The following is an 18,388-nucleotide window of genomic DNA, read 5'->3' on the forward strand; positions in this document are numbered from 1 at the left end:
TGGCCCATATCAAAAAAATAGTGATTGATAATTGCTTTTTAGAACAGGATGATACAGCTTGAGTATTCTCGATGTGGAAAATTTATATAAGACGTATGGAACGCAAACACTTTTTGATCATCTCTCATTTTCGATCTCGGAGGGCGAACGGATTGGATTGATCGGTGTCAACGGCACAGGCAAATCGACCTTGTTGAATGTACTTGCCGGAAAGGACTCGGCAGAAAGCGGAAACTTACGCCACGCCAATGCATTTCGACTTGCTTATCTGCCGCAGACACCTATTTTTGAACCGGGAGTCACCGCGCTGGACTATATTTACGGTGGGACCTCACCGATCATGGCAGCGGTGCGAAGTTATGAACAAGCGCTTCGTGATCTGGAGAAGAATACGAGTGATCAGTCGCTTCAGGAAAAGTTGCTGAAATGTCAGCAGCAAATGGATACGGCCGGTGCCTGGGACGCTGAAGCAGCGGCGAAAAGCATTTTAACACGTCTTGGCATTCATGATTTTGAGACGCCGGCAAGCGAGGGATCCGGTGGGCAGAAAAAACGCATTGCGCTGGCCAGGGCATTAATTCAACCTGCAGATCTGTTGATTCTCGATGAGCCGACGAACCATTTAGACAACGACATTATCGACTGGCTGGAAGAAGCACTGAATCAATATCCTGGCGCGTTATTGATGGTGACGCATGATCGTTATTTCCTTAATCGCGTAACACGTAAGATTTTTGAATTGGATCACGGCAATCTCTATATTTATGACGGCAATTATGAACTCTTTCTTGAGAAGAAAGCGGAGCGCGAGGAGCAGGAAGTTGCTGGGGAAACAAAGCATCAGAACCAGCTGCGCCGGGAATTGGCTTGGCTTCGACGTGGCGCCAAAGCTCGGTCGACGAAACAAAAAGCAAGAGTTGAACGCGTGCATGAGATGCAGGAGCAAAAGGGCCCGGAGTTAAAGCAATCGGTGGATCTCGCGATTGGATCCACGCGTTTGGGCAAGAAGGTCATTGAAGCGAAGCAGGTGTCTAAGCGCTTTAACGGCCAGCCGCTCATTCATGACTTTGATCTGCTCGTGACCCCGGGTGAACGCTTGGGGATCATCGGCAGCAACGGTTGCGGTAAAACCACACTGCTCAATATACTTGCGGGACGCATCGAACCGGACTCAGGCATCGTTGAAATTGGCGAGACGGTAAAAATCGGTTACTATACGCAGGAACATGCGGAAATGAATGAGAATTTGACGGTCATCGATTATATTAAAGAGGCTGCACAGGTGATGCGGACAGATGACGGACAACAAGTGACGGCCGAACAGATGCTGGAACGCTTTCTTTTTTCACGACCGCGGCAGCGTACGTTTATCCGCAAACTGTCCGGCGGCGAACATAAGCGGCTGTATTTATTGCGTATCCTAATGTCCGAGCCGAATGTACTCTTTCTCGATGAACCGACCAATGACTTGGACACCGAGACACTGACGATTCTGGAAGACTATTTGCTTCAATTCCCAGGAACTGTTCTTGCGGTTTCCCATGATCGTTATTTTCTGGACCGAATTGCGGATCGTCTGATTGCCTTTGAAGGTAACGGCATCATTCGCCGCTATGAAGGTAACTACAGCGAGTATGTGGATGAACGGAAAATTGAGCGGGCAGCGGCAAGCAAAGCGAAATCAGAAAAAACGGAAGCCCCGGCACGCAGGCAAACGTCTCAAAAAAAGAAGCTGACCTATAAAGAACAGCAGGAGTGGAACGGGATTGAAGATCGGATCGCTGCTCTTGAAGACCGCGTAGAGCAGCTGAAGCAAGAAATTGTCGAAGCAGGCAGCGACGCCGGAAAAGTGCAAGATCTTTTTGCCGAGCAGCAGAGTACCGAAGCCGAACTGGATCAGGCGATGGAGCGATGGACCGAGCTGTCGCTAAAAGTGGAAGAAATTGAAAATCAATAAATGTAAAGCAAAAATCCATTGTACGGATTTTTGCTTTCTTTAAATTTAGATGATCAATGAAGGCTGTCAGAAAAAACAAGCAAGAAGGAGATTAATAATGTATCATGTTATTTTCCATATTGATGAAAAAGAAAAGTGGCCATTGGTGCTTGGTAATGTGAAAAATTTCATGGCAGATCATATGGCCGCTGAAATTGAAGTGCTGGCTAATGCAGCGGCAGTCAACGGCTATCGGTCTGGAGCGTTCATCGATCAGATGAGAGAGCTGAGTGATCAAGGAGCCAAGTTCGTCGCTTGTCAGAACGCTTTAAATGCGCAACATATCCTGAAAGAGGATCTTCCTGAATTTGTATCTGTCGTTCCGGCAGGAGTTGTGGAATTAGTGAAAAAGCAAAGCAGTGGCTACGCATATATTAAGCCATAACGTTGGTTTGATCCGTTTTTTGTAAAGGTGATTTTCATGTAGTCCATTGCTGCACAGTACCTATTTACTACGCAACACCCATAAGAAAGCAATGATCCTAGCACAAGCAGCGCACTTGGGCCAGGATCATTTATTAGTGAATTTTTTTTATGCAGGTGCATCTTTTGTTGCGACCCCGTTCACTCCACCACTTTCCTGAACCGCCACACATAGCTGCGGAAATCACCTTTTTCAATCGGCACATTCAGTCCTGTGTTCATCAGTTCGTCGCCCCCGTACACATGGCCAGTTTCGTTGTTTTCATACAAAAATTCCGAATTGAGGCCTTGAAAACGAAATGACTTTTGCACCTGAGAAGGACTGGCGAGCACGGTAAAATAGAAGCCGATCGCCTCGGACTGATCTGGTGACACAAAGCACCAAGCGGCATCGCCACGCTCAAATGGGCTTGTGATCCTATAGAAGTCGCCGAATTGAATCAGAGGGCGAATTTCTTTATAAAAAGCCACTTGTTTTTTTACTGCATCTTTTTCCTCATCGGTCAGTTTCGTGAGATCCAACTCATAGCCGAAGTTTCCAGACATGGCGACGGCTCCACGCATGGCAAGCGATGTGATACGGCCGACCTGATGATTGGGTACTGCGGAGACGTGTGCACCCATGGCAATCGGCGGATAGACAGCACTGGTTCCGTATTGAATTTTTAATCGGCAAATGGCGTCAGTATTGTCACTGGTCCACGTCTGCGGCATGTAGTAGAGCATTCCGGGATCGAAGCGTCCGCCGCCGCTTGAACAACTCTCAAACAGAATATTTGGAAATGCGTTGGTGAGACGTTCGATCAATTCATAAAGCCCAAGCATATAACGGTGAGCTGTCTCGCGTTGGCGGTCGTGCGGCAGCAGTGCTGAGCCGATTTCGGTCATATGGCGGTTCATGTCCCATTTGACGTAATTGATATTCGCGTTTGAGAGGATAGAGGATAGCGAATGTTCAAGATAATCGCGCACATCTTTGCGCGACAGATCAAGTACGAACTGGTAGCGGCTTAAACTGCGCGGACGATTCGGGACATGCAGACACCAGTCTGGGTGCGCACGGTATAAATTGCTGTCCGGAGAGACCATCTCGGGCTCGAACCAGAGACCGAATTGAAGCCCCATTTCGTGAATGCGATTGGAAAGCCATGCCAGTCCGTGCGGCAGCTTGCGTTTATCGACAAACCAATCGCCAAGTGAGCTTTTGTCATTATCGCGATGGCCGAACCAGCCGTCGTCCAGCACGAAAAGTTCGATGTTCACTTTTTGCGCTTCTTTGGCAATTGCCAGCAATTTTTTTTCATTCAGCTTAAAATAAGTGGCTTCCCAATTATTGATCAGGATCGGGCGCAACTGATCACGGTATTTCCCGCGGGCTAACCGTTCCCGATATAGGTGATGATAGGTTCGTGACATGCCGCCAAGTCCTTGATCGGAATAGACAAGAACTGCTTCAGGCGTTTGAAAGGTATCATCCGGATCCAGCCTCCAACTGAAATCAAAGAGGTTTAATCCAATTGATGCGCGTGTGGTCTTGTATTGATCGACCTCGATTTGTGATCGAAAATTGCCGCTGTATACGAAACTGAAGCCGAACACTTCCCCCTTCGCTTCATCTGCATTTTGGCGCATTAAGGCGAAAAACGGATCATGCTGCGGACTGCTGGCGCCGCGTACGCTCTCAATCACACGACTGCCCGGTGCGAGCGGCCGGCGGTCCATATTGCGCTCGTTATTATGAGAGCCATAGAAACTCAGGCTGTCATATTCATCATCACGAAAGTCGATACTAGCGCTTGCCGCGTTCAGAATGCGAAGGACGCCGGCTCCAATGTTTTCGAAACGCACGGATCGGGTGATCGCGTCGAAATTGCGAAACACACTATAGGTGAGCACAACGGACAGACCGGCCACCGGGTCCTGCAGCATGATATCCAGTGATTGAGCTTCTTGTTCCTGCTCTATATAGGTAGCGGGCAGACCATCCAGTTTCTTCTTTCCTGAGTAGATCACATGGCCTGCATAGTGCAGATCAGTGATTGTCGATCCGTTCTCAAGCTGGATCTGGTAGGCGGGATGACGATAATCGCCATTCCCGTATGCCGGATATTCTAAGGGCAGTGTGCTCAGCGTGAATCCGCGCCGCGCAGGATCCGTATAAGGTGCGAACGATCTGGGCATCTCGGTGAGTGGTCTGCTTCCGCGGTATCTGTTTATTTTCTTACCCCAATAGAGATGAAGCAGATAGCCGCTGTCTATGTGCATTACATAGCTGGCCTTTTGGGTTTGCAGATGAAAGATCTTGTTTTTCGAATCATAATTGATCACGACAAAACCTCCATGATGACGTCGTTTGTTGTGGTGCATCTGAGATTTTTCTTAATATAGATCGATTTTAGTAGATGAGATTAATTAAGTAAAGAAAGCCCATACATATTTAGAAATCTAACAAATAGTTAGGGAATGCGCCATGTTTGCGTTCATAGATGACGAACAGTATAGTTATATTAAGAAATCTTTTTGCACTTTGTTTTCGGAGGTGAGCACGGATGGGTTTTTTAAAAAAGTTATTTAAGAAAAGTGAATTGAATGCGAATCAAGCGGAACCAAGTAATGCAGAAGTTGCTGCTTCCGGCGAATTTTATATCCCGTTAAAGGGAAAAGTTGTGTCCATAACAGAGGTGCCGGATCCTGTGTTTTCTCAAAAAATGATGGGAGACGGTTTTGCGATTATTCCGGAAAATGATATTGTCCGTTCTCCTGTCGATGGTAAGATAACGAATATATTTCCTACGAAACATGCGATCTCGCTCAAGTCGGACGATGGTCGGGAGATTTTAATACACGTGGGATTGGAAACGGTTTCTCTTAAAGGAGAGGGATTCACATCGCTTGTAAAGGATGGTACTGCTGTGAAGAAGGGGGATCGTCTGCTGCAGGTCGATTTCTCCAAGATTTCGGATAAGGTTCCGTCGACGATTACTTCTGTTGTGTTTACCAATTTGAATGATGGTGAGCATGTTGTTGTGGAAAATAATAAAGTATCGATTCAATCATAAATGGTAATGAATCTTGAAAAACCATTGCCGAACGGCATATAATTCGTACGAAACGATTAAATCAATGATTCGCTTCTGTTGAAAAATGAAAAATGATGCAATAAAAAGACCGAGCGAGCAGCTCGGTCTTTAAACATATCTGTAATTAATCGGCAATCGGTCGCGAACGGCGGATGACCAGAACATTGATAACAATAAAGACGACAGAGAAAAGCAGGAGAATCAATCCATCGAGCCACCACCCGGAAAAGCCGGTGCCGCGGATCATGATATTTCTCAAGGCCTCGGTCGAGTAATGAATCGGCATCAGATTGCCAATCGCACGCACCCAGCTGGGCAGGGTATCAATTGGAAACAGTCCCGACAAAAAGACCTGCGGAACAATGACAAGCGGAATGAACTGGAACATCTGCAGCTCATTCGATGCAAAGGTCGAAAGCAGGATGCTGAGCGAAAGCGCACTGAAGGACAGGATGAACACGATAATCAGTACGTCCAGCAGATGTCCGATGTTGTAGATATTCAGCACATAGACAATATAACAGGTGAGGACAAAGGACTGGACGATGACAAACAGTCCGAAACCGAACATGTAGCCCCAGATAATCTGATAGCTCTTTATGGGGGAAGCCATCAAACGATCTAAGGTTCCGGTTGTCCGCTCACGAAGGAAGGACACGCCACCGATCATGAAAATGAATAGGAAGACAAAGATACCGACCATGGCGGGTCCAAAGGAATCAAAGGTGTTCAGAATGGCATTGCCATGCAGATAGGAGACATCCAGCTTCACTTTGTCTGGTGCATTTGCCTGGTTCGGCTGCTCCGTTTTTGGTGCATTCTGCATGATTGAGGCAAGCGCTGAAGGCGCATAGCGCTGCATCGCTTCGGACATCTGCTTCATAGTTTGTTGCTGGGCCTGAATTCCTTTCTGCTGTGCGTTAATGACATCCGTGAGCTGCTTCTTCATGGATGTAACGTTCAGTTGTTGAATCGTTTGCATCGACTTCTGGATCTTGCTCATCGCGAGACCGTTACGTGACGGATCACTGCCTTCTAAATGTACTTTAATCGGATTCTTCAAATCAACATAGGCATCGATCTTCTTGTCAGCAAGAGATTGCCGCGCTTGAAGCGGACTCATCCGCATGTAGTCGGATGCTTTAAAAGCAGACAGATAATCGGAAGACTCATAATGAATAATGGCAAGATTCGGCTCGGCGGTTTTCGCTCCGAAAATATACCAGACGAGTGTCAGGATCAGAAGCGGCGCGATAATCAATAGAGCCAGGGTGCGCTTATCGCGGACAATCTGGCGAATGATGCGCCGCGCCATAGCAAACAGATTTCTCATTTCTTTGCGCCTTCCTTCTCAATCGTGATAAAGATATCTTCCACAGAAGGAACGCCGTATTGTTCGGTTAATGCTTTCGGGGCGCCTTCAGCAATTATTTTCCCTTCGCTGAGCAGTCCGACCCGGTCGCATTGTGCGACCTCATCCATGACGTGAGTGGTCACGATAATGGTTGCGCCCTTTCCTTTTAAATAATGGAAAAGAGTCCACAGCTTGCGCCGGATCATCGGATCGAGGCCAACTGTTGGTTCGTCAAGCAAATAGAGCCGCGGACGATGGACGAGAGCCGCCGCCAGTGAGAGGCGTCGTTTCATACCTCCAGAAAAATTGGACACATTTTTTTTCAAATCCTTCTCTAAATCAACTGCTTTGGCCACTTCGTAGATGCGCTGCTTTTTCTCCTTGCCGCGCATCCCTTGAATGGAGGCAAAGAATTCAAGATTTTGATAAGCACTTAATTCGTTATATAAAGCGTCGGACTGAGCCATATAGCCGAGCGAACGGAATGCGTTCAGGGTCGGGCGCTGTTCAAACAATTCAACCTTGCCGCTGTCTGCTTTTTCAAGGCCGAGCAAGATCCGGACAAGCGTCGTCTTTCCGGCACCGGACGGACCAATCAGGCCATAAATTTCCCCTTCTTGAAGCGTGAGAGACACATCATCCAGTACGATTTGATTCTTGAACCGTTTGTGCAGATGGTCTCCCTTGATTGGGTAGCTCACTGTCATCACATCCTTTGTATGCATGCTATTGAACACTGTGTTCATTAATTATGATAGAATGGGTGGGGAAAATGTTCAATAGTCAATGTTTGAGAAAATGGTCATTATTGAACACTTTGAAGCAAAACGTTGATTATCTGTCTTATTTTGTTTGATCATCGTCTTGAACGTCAATGATTCCGGAGGGGGATTTATGGCATCCGATTCAACAGATCTGCGCGTACTTAAAACACGTGCGGCCATTCAATCACACTTTCTCGATTTGCTGCTGCAGAAGAATTTTAATGAGATTACAGTTAAAGATATAGCTTCAGCCGCTAAAATCGGACGCGGCACTTTTTATCTTCATTATGAAGACAAATATGACTTGCTGGAAATCGTTATGGAGGAAGGTCTGGCAGAGACTGTCGATAAATTTCGCCCGCATGAGTATTTTGTGGATGACAAAGTAATCCCCGAACGAGTCGTCGGCTTTGCATTAACCATTTTTCAACACTTTAAGAAGCATGATCGTTTCTTTCGAGCGATGTTATTTAACGAGGGAATCCCGATGTTCCGTCATCGGATGCAATCGCTTTTTCTAGCAAAATTCCGAACAGAGATTCAACCATTACAGGTTCCGTCCGAGAAAGCGGATTCTTTGATACTTGAAATCCTGCCGATCTTTATCTCATCAGCGATGATCGGGCTCGTCAGCTGGTGGTTTGAAAATCAAATGCGGATTTCAGAGCGGGAGATGGCGGAAAAGCTTTTTCTTATTATGACTCGCGGGCCACTCAGAGCGTTGGGCCTTGGTTTTCCAGATGAACGCAAATAAAAATCGCCTCACAAATTGTGAAGCGATTTTTATCTAATATATAGAGTGCAAGACTATACTTCGCTATTCATTGAAACGACGGCATGCGTCTCGGCCGATCGGAAACACATCATGACTTCTTACTCCATGCGCTTACTCTTTTGTATCCAATCATTCATTAACCTTTCGCTGCTAATTCCTTTTTATACGCACTGTGATCAGTTGGGCCGGTGTACTCATTAAGGCTGAATGAAGCGCGGATTCCAGCAGTGACAAATGCCTTAGCTACTTTAACAGCTTCAAGTACCGATTGACCCTTAGCCAGTCCCGCGGTGACGGCAGCCGCATAAGTGCAGCCTGCTCCATGAATATTTGGTGTGTCCACGCGTTCATCGGCAATGATATGAAAATCCTTGCCGTCATAAAGAACGTCGATGGCCTGATCCGTCTCGGGTAATCGGCTCCCGCCTTTCACCAATGCATTTTTTGCTCCAAGTGCGACGATTTTTTGTGCCGCCTCTTTCATTTGATCAACAGTTGTAATCCTTGGCATGCCGGTCAGCCGTGCAGCTTCATATAAATTCGGAGTGGTGACGAGTGCTTTTGGAATCAGCAGCTTAAGCATTGCGGCCGTATTCTCCGGCTGCAGTTCCGGCTGAATTTCCTCTTCGGCACCCTTGCAGACCATGACCGGATCAATGACCACACGTGTTAAGTGATTCTTTTCAATGGTGTCAGAAGCGATTTTTATTATTTCCGGTGAGCCGAGCATACCGGTTTTCATCGCATCAACACCAATGCCGACAACAATCGTATCCAGCTGTTTCTTTAGTAATTCCGTATCAAGCGTGGTGACGCTGTGCGACCAATGCTTGTACGGATCCATCGTTACAATGCAGGTCAGAGCGGTCATGCCGTAAACACCGAGCTCCTGAAATGTTTTTAAATCGGCCTGCATCCCTGCACCGCCGCTGGTATCTGACCCTGCAATGGTCATTGCTTTGTGAATTGTGTTCATCAACCATCCTCCTCGTACCTATCTTTGTTTACTATTATAGTAAGTATTTTTTAAAAAAACTATGTTCAGTATTTGTCCCAATTGTATTTCAAATCATTTGGAGGATATTTGTCGAAATTTTTTTGTGATTATGCATTAAATCGATGGATATGCGAGCCGATAAAAAAGATGTAGACTACTGTCACTAACAGAGGATTAATGGTTGGTGGTGGAAGGCAGGTGCTTTCTGGATTATGTCTGGAGACAGTGATTGGCTCATAACTTTTGCCGCCTTCCTGGCGATTCTTCTTTCAATTGTATCTCTGCTGATGTTTTTTCGCATTCAGAGATTAAGGAAGAAAGAGGAAGGGGAAAAAATCATAAAAAAAATAACCGATACCTTGCATATCGGTGCGTTTATTATAAAAAACGGGACTTTCATTTACGTGAACAATCGGCTCTGTGAGTTAACGGGCTATTCTGCCGAAACATTGAAGCAGATGAAATGGCAAGATGTCGTCTCGCTGCAAAATTTTGAAGGAACGGCAGCCGTCATTAATGATTTGAGAGAGGGACGCACCAACGCGATCGAGGAACGAATTGTTGTGATCCGCGGCGACGGATTAAGAGTCTCGCTGGTTGTCAAAAGCCAAAAAATTAGCGATATGCGTCATTCGCTCGTCTATGTCGGGACCGCTGATGTTGAGGATCGCGCTTATCTACAGAGCGGTGACGGTAAAGAAAGCCTTATCGATCCGGTAACCGAACTCCCGGGCAGCCTCGCGCTGCGTAAACAACTAGAACACGAAACGGTTGAAAATACGGCCCTTTCGCTTGCACTGGTGTTTGTCGATATTGACAGCATGAACAGAGTGAACGACACTATTGGTAGAGATGCCGGGGACAAGCTGCTCCAAGAAGCGGCGAAACGGTTGAAAGAATGCGAAGGGGAGCGCGTTTATCACTATCGAGGCGATGAATTCGCTATTTTATTCAAAAATCGTACGCGAGCCGATTTGAAAATGCACATGAAACGGATCATGAACTCGTTTACAGCGCCGATTCAGATACATAATACTCCTTGGTACGAATCCATCACGATGGGTGTGAGCTTTTTTCCGGAGGATGCCGACAGCGGAGGTAAATTGATTGATTCTGCTATTGCAGCGATTCATTACGCAAAGAAAAACAGCCGTGGCAAATATGAATTCTACAATCCGGGAATCATCAATAGTCTGCGCAAGCGGCTTGAATTGGAAATGGACTTGCGTCATGCGGTGAAGCGGAGTGAATTTACACTTCACTATCAGCCGCAAATTGATCTTAAGGCGGGAACGGTTGTCGGTTCCGAAGCACTGATCCGCTGGATTCATCCGATTCGAGGGGTTATCTCTCCGGGTATATTCATCCCGCTTGCCGAGGAAATAGGACTCATTGAGCAAATCGGCGAATGGGTGATGAGGACGGCTTGCAGGCAGACCAAGCAATGGAATGACCAAGGACTTTTAATTAATGTATCTGTTAATCTGTCACCGAAGCAGTTGTTCCAAGAGAATCTGGTAGATTTAGTTCAGTCGGCCTTGACCGAATCAGGTCTTCCGGCAGAGCGCTTGCAGCTTGAGATTACGGAGACGGCCGGCGCAGACCTGTTCGTGATGTCTCAGAAACTTCAGGCGCTTGAGGAGATCGGAGTCGGTATCAGCATTGATGACTTTGGAACAGGGTACAATTCTTTAAACTATCTGAAACAATTGCCGCTGAGACAGCTTAAAATCGACCAATCATTTATCCGGGGCAATCGCCACGATCATCAAGATGTTGCGCTCGTCCGAATGATTGTTGCGCTTGCAAATGAGCTCAACTTGCAAGTGGTCGCTGAAGGTGTCGAGTCGGTTGAGCATGTGCAGTTTTTGAAACAAACAAATTGCGCGCTTGCTCAAGGATATCTGTTTGCCCGTCCTTTAAATGCTGAACGATTTGTTGAACAGCTCGCCCCGATTCATGAGCAAATCAGTGAGATGACTACGTTGGAAAATTGAGCGGAAGATGGGACTATTACTTTATTAATAGTGTGCGTGTTCAAGTACGCAGATAATTAGGAGGCTTTTTTCATGAAAAAAATGATTGTGCCTACCGCTTTAGTGAGCGGACTATTACTTTCAGCGACCGGACAGCAGGCTCTGGCTGCGTCAGGGCAGGATGTCGTGAATCAAGCGTTGAACTATCAGGGGAAGTCATATGAGTATGGTGCACCGGCTTATTCTGAATCTGTATTTGACTGCTCATCGTTTACTCAGCTCATATTCAAAAAGGTTATGAATGTGACCTTGCCGAGAACTTCTGCGGCGCAGGCAACGGAAGGAGTAAGCGTGTCGAGAAGTCAATTGCAGCCAGGCGATCTGCTTTTCTTCGATACATCAGGTGACGGAGGTATTCATCATGTCGGCATTTATGTCGGTAACGGGCAGATGATCAGTTCTGAAGTCACAGTTGGAGTTCACGTCACAAATGTATTCAGCGGAGGAGGTTCACAGTCGTACTGGGAACCGAAATTCAAAACGGCTCGCCGGATCACAGGCAGTGCTTCGAGTGTTTCAAGCAGCAGCCAAACTTCTAACGCGGCACAATCATCAACAGAGGGCACTGCGTCTTCAACCTATACGGTGAAAAGCGGCGACAGTCTCTGGGCAATTGCGAATCACAACAGTATGTCGGTATCTAAGTTGAAATCTCTTAACGGATTGAAGTCAGATACGATTTATCCGGGGCAGGTGTTGAAATTATCAGGAGCATCCGCATCTGCCGCAACAGAAAGTGCGAGTTCTGTGCCATCGTCCGAATCGACTTCATCGAATCAACAGAGCTCGTCTGCTTCAACCTATACGGTGAAAAGCGGTGACAGTCTTTGGGCAATAGCCAGTAAGAACGGAATATCAGTGAACACGTTGAAATCTGCTAATGGATTGACATCGGATCTGATTTTTCCCGGACAAACCTTGAAGCTCTCAAAGACAGCAGCATCGTCTGCTTCAACTGCCACACAGACCTCATACAAAACGACAACGCAAAAATCGTCATCCAGTTCAAGCGGCGATTACAAAGTGAAAAAAGGCGACAGCCTATGGGAAATTGCAACACTCCATAGCATAACCGTGAATCAGTTAATGCGAGCGAATAATCTATCATCCATACTGATTTATCCTGGACAGCATTTGATTATTCCCGGCACCATGTGACTGTGAAATAAAATAAAAGAGAAAGCTCGGGACGGAGACATATCCGTCCCGGGCTTTTTTGGCAGGTAAATAACAGTCATGACCCGCCTGAAAGGTGTTTTTGAGCTAATAAAAAATGCCCGTCATCCGTCTCACTTCTGACTCATAAAGCATTCGGGTTCTTAAGCGAAAATTTTCCGTCTATTATCAGAATAGGCGCATACTCCGATCGACCGACCCTGGATACGTGACGCTGAACCGTATCATTAGTGAAGCGACATTTATTGCCTTAACCGCGTATGAAGTTGTTCGTATGTACAGACGGTTTGCTTCTAACCAGAAACGAGTGAAAACGCTTTAAAATTTGAAGAAAACCTTCTATAATGTGAATAATAAGTGAACGATATGTGTCTAAAACAGTAATAATATATAAAATAAAGAATATGACAACATATTGTAACAAAAATCACTTTAAAACAGTTTTATTAAAGTTATAATTTAAAGTTTATGCTATAATGTCAATGTTTACTTTGTGCGTAAAACGAAGAGAGAAAAAGAGGGGAGGAAGAGCAAACGTGAAGAAGTTAAAAATACTCATAAAACCTATGCTTCTCCTGCTGGCGGTACCGATGCTCACTGGGTGCTCAGACAAGATTGCTGTGCTGAATCCGCAGGGACCTGTAGCCAGATCACAATATCATTTGATTATCTGGTCATTAATTATGATGAGCTTCGTTCTCGCCATTGTTCTTATACTATTTGTTTATGTGCTGGCACGGTATGGACGTAAAAAAAGTGCCGGATACGATCCTGATGATACGGGAAACAGGAAACTTGAAATAATCTGGATGATTGTTCCGGTGGTCATCTGCGTGCTGCTTGCAGTACCAACGGTGAAAACACTATTTTCGTTGAGTAATCCTCCGAAGGCCACGGCGATGCAGTCAAAAACGGCGGGCAAAACGCTCACGATCGACGTGACCTCGGTCCAGTGGAAATGGCTGTTCCGTTATCCGAATCAAAAGATTGAGACCGTTAATTATGTTGTGATTCCGGCAGGTACACCGGTCAAATTTCGTCTCCATGCCTATGATGCAATGAATGCGTTCTGGGTGCCGGAACTGGGAGGCCAGCAGTATACCATGACTGATATGCCAATGAAGTTATGGCTGCAGGCAGATAAACCTGGCAACTATGATGGACGCAGCTCCAACTATTCCGGCAAGGGCTTTGCACACATGACCTTTAAAGTGATGGCGCGATCAGCCACGGATTTTGACAGCTGGGTACAGTCTGTGAAAAGCAATAAACCGGCTCTGACACATGAAAAATATATGGAATTGCTTAAGCCGAATACGGTGAAACCGCAAGAGTTTTCGTCCTATCCGGAACTTGTTTCGAAGGATTTGAACAAAGCACAGATGGAAGCGCTGATGAATGGCGATCCGGTCGAAACAGACAAAATGAATGGTATGGATATGGATAAAGAGAACAACGGGAAAGGGGGGCATGACCACAATGATTGATTCCATTAAATCGTTTATGGGTTGGTTTTTTGTCACCGGAGATCCGATGATTTATGGCGCGGACGCTTCAATCGCTTTAGCTTCAATTGGCATTGTTGCTGTCTTAACCTATTTTAAAAAGTGGAAATGGCTGTGGCAAGAATGGCTGACCTCAGTTGATCATAAGAAAATCGGCATTATGTACATTATTGCAGCGCTGCTGATGCTTTTCAGAGGCGGTGTTGATGCCTTGATGATGCGTACACAGCTGACTTTGCCTAATCTGCATTTTCTTGATGCTGAACATTATAATCAAGTATTCACGACCCATGGCACAATTATGATTATTTTTGTTGCCATGCCATTTATTTTTGGTTTAATGAACATAGCTGTGCCGCTTCAAATCGGCGCGCGCGATGTTGCTTTCCCATTTTTGAACGCACTCAGCTTTTGGTTGTTCTTTGTCGGAGCAATGCTGTTTAACTTATCGTTCGTCATTGGCGGTTCACCGGATGCAGGGTGGTCAAGCTATGCTCCGTATGCGGATGTGGAAATGAACCCCGGCGTTGGACAGAACTACTATTTGCTCGGTGTGCAGATTTCCGGGATTGGATCGCTGGCTACGGGAATCAACTTCCTTGTGACCATTTTAAAAATGCGTGCTCCGGGCATGACGTTGTTTAAAATGCCAATGTTCACGTGGTCCATATTGATTACATCGGTTATTGTTGTCTTCGCATTTCCGGCCTTCACGGTTGCGCTGGCTCTGATGACTATTGACCGATTGTTTGGTGCTCACTTTTTCACGATTGCTGCCGGAGGTTCTCCGATGCTTTGGGCCAATTTGTTCTGGTTTTGGGGGCATCCGGAGGTTTATATTGTGTTGCTGCCGGTATTCGGCATCTTTTCCGAGGTCATTGCCACGTTTGCACATAAGACTTTGTTCGGGTATGCCGTCATGGTCTGGTCAATGGTAGCAATCTCCTTGCTCAGTTTTATTACTTGGCTGCACCACTTTTTCACCATGGGCAATACGGCTCCTGTTAATGCCTTTTTCTCAATATCGACGATGCTCATCGCGATACCAACCGGTGTGAAGATCTTTAACTGGCTGTTTACCTTGAATAAAGGGCGTATTCAATTTACAACTCCGATGCTCTGGGCATTGGCCTTTATTCCGAACTTCACAATTGGCGGTGTTACCGGCGTAATGCTGGCGATGGCGCCTGCCGATTACCAATATCATAACAGCTACTTTCTGGTTGCCCATTTCCACAGTACCCTGATTGCCGGTACCGTGTTCGGCATCTTTTGCGGTCTGCATTATTGGTGGCCAAAAATGTTCGGCTACATGCTGGATGAGACAAAGGGAAAATGGTCGTTTTGGATTTTCATGATTTCCTTTAATGTTTGCTTTATGCCGATGTATTTCCTCGGTTTGATGGGCATGACCCGTCGTATGTATACGTACCCTGCAGGACTTGGATGGACTCCGATCAATGTGGTGATGACCATCGGTGCCTTTGGTATGGGCGCAGGATTTGTCCTAATGGCCTACAATATTATTTGGAGCGCGATGCATGGGAAAAAGGATGCGACCGGCGATCCGTGGAACGGCCGCACTTTGGAATGGTCAACTGCTTCACCGGCTGCAGAGTATAATTTCGCACATATTCCTGAAGTTTCGGAACGAGACGCATTTGCTGTGACAAAGGAAAAACGCAAAGCAGGAAATGCAGGAACAGTTAAATCTTATGCACCGATCCACATGCCGAATAATACCGGTATTCCGGTCATCATGGCTTCGTTTATGTTTGTGGCCGGATTCGGGTGTGTTTTTGAGTGGTACTGGATGGCTATTCCAGGCGTTATCGGTGTTATCGCGTGTATGATCGCACGTTCCTTTGTATACAATGATCATCACTACATCTCAGTTGAGGAAATTAAACGAACCGAAGCTGCCACGGGGAGGTTATCCTAATGACGGAATCAACACTGAGCCTGCATGAAAAAGATCGAAGCAAAATGCCTCTTGAATACACGACAGAGGAAGGCGACCTTCGTATTGTCGGATTTTGGATCTTCCTTGCGGCCGAATTGGTCCTGTTCGGCACCTTGTTCGGCACCTATCTTGTGCTGCAGAGTCACACAGCCGGCGGTCCGACGGCAAAGGATTTGTTTGAGATCGGTCCGGTTATGGCTGAAACGATTGTACTTCTGGTAAGCAGTTTTACATGCGGATTAAGCACAATAGAACTTCGCCGTCATAATAAAAAAGGACTGATCGGATGGCTGATTGTAACCATTCTGCTTGGTCTGGTGTTTGTCGGACTTGAGGTCAACGAATTTTATACCTATGCAGTTCATGAAGGGGCACCGATATCAAGAAGCGCGTTCCTCTCCGGATTCTTTGTTCTGCTTGGTACACACGGCTGTCACGTGTCGCTTGGTATTATATGGATTATCGGTATTTTACTGCAGCTTGGAAAGCGAGGCATTACGCCGGTCACAGCACGTAAGGCATTCATGGCCGGTCTCTACTGGCATTTTCTTGACGTTGTCTGGATTTTTATTTTTACAGCTGTTTATCTGACAGGGTTGGTGATTTAAAATGGATGAAAATCAGAATCAAATGTCGGAACAGGTGCGGGCAGGTTTTCCTTGGAAGCAAGTCATTGGGCTGCTGCTTTCACTGGCACTTACTTTTATCGCCCTGTGGATTGCTGTTGGTTTGTCGTTGCCGGTGCATGTTACCCTAACAATTATTGTTGGATTAGCAATTTTTCAGGCGTTCATTCAGCTGTTCATGTTTATGCATGTGACAGAAGGAACTGAGCCTGTCCATCAACTCATTGGCATTCTTTTTGGTATTTATGTTGCATTTGCCGTTGTTGGCGGAACATTATGGATATTAGCCTACGCGCTGTAAAAAGGCGCACTATGTTAAAATTAAGGCGGAGCGCTTGTTGCCCCGCCTTTTCTGCGCAAAGAAAATATATGGGTAAGTTCATAAATCAGTCAAAAAACGGCATTTTGTGAATACTTATGAATTTATTTGATTGATAATGAACGTTTTTCACTTTATAATTAATTACTTGAGAGACCTTTCGGGTTTTTAATAGAGGCGGTCTGTAAATATGCAAGCGATTCCCTGGGAAACCGGGAAATCGCGGCCTGAAGGGTATGGATCTGTGTCAAGCGGCAGACAATACAAAAGATTAACCGATCTTAGTAATGAATCCGCTCTCTATTTGATCGTTTGAACTTTAGGCCGCAATTCGTGATTATAATAAAAATTTTAATTAGGAGCTGATCATTCGTGATCTATACGTGCACACTGAATCCGGCGATTGATTATTTTCTGCAAGTGGACAATTTCAGAGCCGGTGAATTGAACCATGTCAAAGCTGACCGTAAAATGCCCGGTGGAAAAGGCATCAACGTCTCCAGAGTTTTAAAACATTTAGGACAGAACTCCATCTGCCTCGGTTTTATCGGCGGCTTTACGGGAGAATTTATTAAAGGAAAGCTCGCTGAAGAGGGAATTGAAGCTGATTTCGTTCCTGTTGACGGTGATACGCGAATTAATGTAAAGCTGAAGAGTGATACAGAAACAGAAATCAACGGTGTTGCACCGCAGATTACTGACGAACAGTTGAATGCTCTCTTTGCAAAGCTGGAAAAGCTGACTGCCGATGATATCCTTGTTCTTTCCGGGAGCGCTCCTGCCACTCTCCCTGTTACCATTTATAAAGATATGATGGATCACGTGGCTGCAAGTGGAGCAAAGGTCATTGTGGATACGAGTGGCAAGGCCTTCCGTGAAATTGTTGAAGCAAAGCCATTCCTTGTAAAGCCGAACCATCATGAACTTGGCGAATATTTCGGTGTAACAATCGATAGCTTCGATGAAGTCAAAGTCTATGGCAAAAAGCTTGTTGAAAAAGGAATTGACCATGTCATCGTTTCGATGGGCGGCAAAGGTGCGATCTACATAGACAAGGATCAATACCTCTATGCTCCGCCGGCTAAAGGCGAATTGAAAAACTCAGTCGGTGCCGGAGATTCTTTGGTTGGCGGCTTCTTATCTGAGTATGCCGTGAGCGGCGATTTCAAGAAAGCATTCCAAAAAGGCGCGGCATCAGGTAGTGCAACAGCATTCTCTGTTGACCTGTGTACAAAAGAAAAAGTAGAAGAAATGCTGCCGCAAATTAAAATTAGTACGATCTAAAGGCAGCTCTGTTGTGGCTGAGAAAGATGGGCATAAAGTTTTAAAGAGAAATCATTAGGACTCCGCCACTGATAAGAATCAACTGGGAAC

General features: G+C 45.9%; 15 protein-coding genes. 11 read left to right on the forward strand and 4 right to left on the reverse strand.

What is annotated here, in order from left to right; genetic code table 11:
• Positions 1 to 58: 58 nt before the first annotated feature.
• Together AC1MBV_RS10340 and AC1MBV_RS10345 are read left to right on the forward strand one after the other, a co-directional pair.
• The gene (locus tag AC1MBV_RS10340) at positions 59 to 1,957 is read left to right on the forward strand and encodes an ABC-F family ATP-binding cassette domain-containing protein (protein WP_480948204.1); all 1,899 of its coding nucleotides are present in this window, start codon (positions 59 to 61) and stop codon (positions 1,955 to 1,957) included.
• Between the two features lie 97 nt (positions 1,958 to 2,054).
• Complete coding sequence (locus AC1MBV_RS10345) at positions 2,055 to 2,381, forward strand: DsrE family protein (protein ID WP_255747785.1); 327 nt, start codon at positions 2,055 to 2,057, stop codon at positions 2,379 to 2,381.
• A 179-nt stretch (positions 2,382 to 2,560) separates the two neighbouring features.
• On the opposite strand, the gene AC1MBV_RS10350 is transcribed toward AC1MBV_RS10345, so the two are convergent.
• Positions 2,561 to 4,786: an alpha-galactosidase gene (locus tag AC1MBV_RS10350; RefSeq protein ID WP_480948205.1), complete on the reverse strand. Its 2,226-nt coding sequence runs from the start codon at positions 4,784 to 4,786 to the stop codon at positions 2,561 to 2,563.
• Between the two features lie 182 nt (positions 4,787 to 4,968).
• Between AC1MBV_RS10350 and AC1MBV_RS10355 the strand changes: the two genes are divergently transcribed.
• Complete coding sequence (locus AC1MBV_RS10355; protein ID WP_255747782.1) at positions 4,969 to 5,478, forward strand: PTS sugar transporter subunit IIA; 510 nt, start codon at positions 4,969 to 4,971, stop codon at positions 5,476 to 5,478.
• Positions 5,479 to 5,623: 145 nt separating this feature from the next.
• On the opposite strand, the gene AC1MBV_RS10360 is transcribed toward AC1MBV_RS10355, so the two are convergent.
• The gene (locus AC1MBV_RS10360) at positions 5,624 to 6,832 is read right to left on the reverse strand and encodes an ABC transporter permease (RefSeq protein ID WP_480948206.1); all 1,209 of its coding nucleotides are present in this window, start codon (positions 6,830 to 6,832) and stop codon (positions 5,624 to 5,626) included.
• Positions 6,829 to 7,554: an ABC transporter ATP-binding protein gene (locus AC1MBV_RS10365; RefSeq protein WP_480948207.1), complete on the reverse strand. Its 726-nt coding sequence runs from the start codon at positions 7,552 to 7,554 to the stop codon at positions 6,829 to 6,831. The genes AC1MBV_RS10360 and AC1MBV_RS10365 overlap by 4 nt, the downstream gene beginning before the upstream one ends.
• 193 nt (positions 7,555 to 7,747) lie before the next feature.
• Here AC1MBV_RS10365 and AC1MBV_RS10370 point away from each other — a divergent pair, with 193 nt between their 5' ends.
• Positions 7,748 to 8,371 (forward strand): TetR/AcrR family transcriptional regulator, encoded by a 624-nt coding sequence (locus AC1MBV_RS10370; protein WP_480948208.1) that lies wholly within the window; start codon positions 7,748 to 7,750, stop codon positions 8,369 to 8,371.
• Between the two features lie 157 nt (positions 8,372 to 8,528).
• Here AC1MBV_RS10370 and pdxK read toward each other — a convergent pair whose 3' ends face one another.
• Positions 8,529 to 9,368 carry a pyridoxine/pyridoxal/pyridoxamine kinase gene (gene pdxK, locus AC1MBV_RS10375; protein ID WP_480948209.1) on the reverse strand — a complete coding sequence of 280 codons (840 nt, stop codon included), beginning with the start codon at positions 9,366 to 9,368 and terminating at the stop codon, positions 8,529 to 8,531.
• Positions 9,369 to 9,601: 233 nt separating this feature from the next.
• Between pdxK and AC1MBV_RS10380 the strand changes: the two genes are divergently transcribed.
• From AC1MBV_RS10380 to pfkB, 7 genes are all read left to right on the forward strand, one after another.
• Positions 9,602 to 11,386: a putative bifunctional diguanylate cyclase/phosphodiesterase gene (locus AC1MBV_RS10380; protein WP_480948210.1), complete on the forward strand. Its 1,785-nt coding sequence runs from the start codon at positions 9,602 to 9,604 to the stop codon at positions 11,384 to 11,386.
• Positions 11,387 to 11,458: 72 nt separating this feature from the next.
• Entirely contained in the window at positions 11,459 to 12,583 is a 1,125-nt protein-coding gene (locus AC1MBV_RS10385) for a C40 family peptidase (RefSeq protein WP_480948211.1), read from the forward strand.
• Between the two features lie 554 nt (positions 12,584 to 13,137).
• Positions 13,138 to 14,088 (forward strand): cytochrome aa3 quinol oxidase subunit II, encoded by a 951-nt coding sequence (qoxA, locus tag AC1MBV_RS10390; protein ID WP_480948212.1) that lies wholly within the window; start codon positions 13,138 to 13,140, stop codon positions 14,086 to 14,088.
• 16 nt (positions 14,089 to 14,104) lie between these two features.
• Complete coding sequence (gene qoxB, locus AC1MBV_RS10395) at positions 14,105 to 16,048, forward strand: cytochrome aa3 quinol oxidase subunit I (RefSeq protein ID WP_255747933.1); 1,944 nt, start codon at positions 14,105 to 14,107, stop codon at positions 16,046 to 16,048.
• Positions 16,048 to 16,677, forward strand: coding sequence for a cytochrome aa3 quinol oxidase subunit III (gene qoxC, locus AC1MBV_RS10400; RefSeq protein ID WP_255747771.1), 630 nt, complete (start codon positions 16,048 to 16,050; stop codon positions 16,675 to 16,677). Before qoxB ends, qoxC begins: the two co-directional genes overlap by 1 nt.
• A gap of 1 nt (position 16,678) precedes the next feature.
• Positions 16,679 to 16,996 carry a cytochrome aa3 quinol oxidase subunit IV gene (qoxD, locus tag AC1MBV_RS10405; RefSeq protein WP_255747770.1) on the forward strand — a complete coding sequence of 106 codons (318 nt, stop codon included), beginning with the start codon at positions 16,679 to 16,681 and terminating at the stop codon, positions 16,994 to 16,996.
• A gap of 390 nt (positions 16,997 to 17,386) precedes the next feature.
• Positions 17,387 to 18,298, forward strand: a complete 912-nt coding sequence (gene pfkB / locus AC1MBV_RS10410; RefSeq protein WP_255747769.1) for a 1-phosphofructokinase — start codon at positions 17,387 to 17,389, stop codon at positions 18,296 to 18,298.
• Positions 18,299 to 18,388 lie beyond the last annotated feature (90 nt).

The organism is Sporolactobacillus sp. PKPK-6, assembly GCF_056678885.1.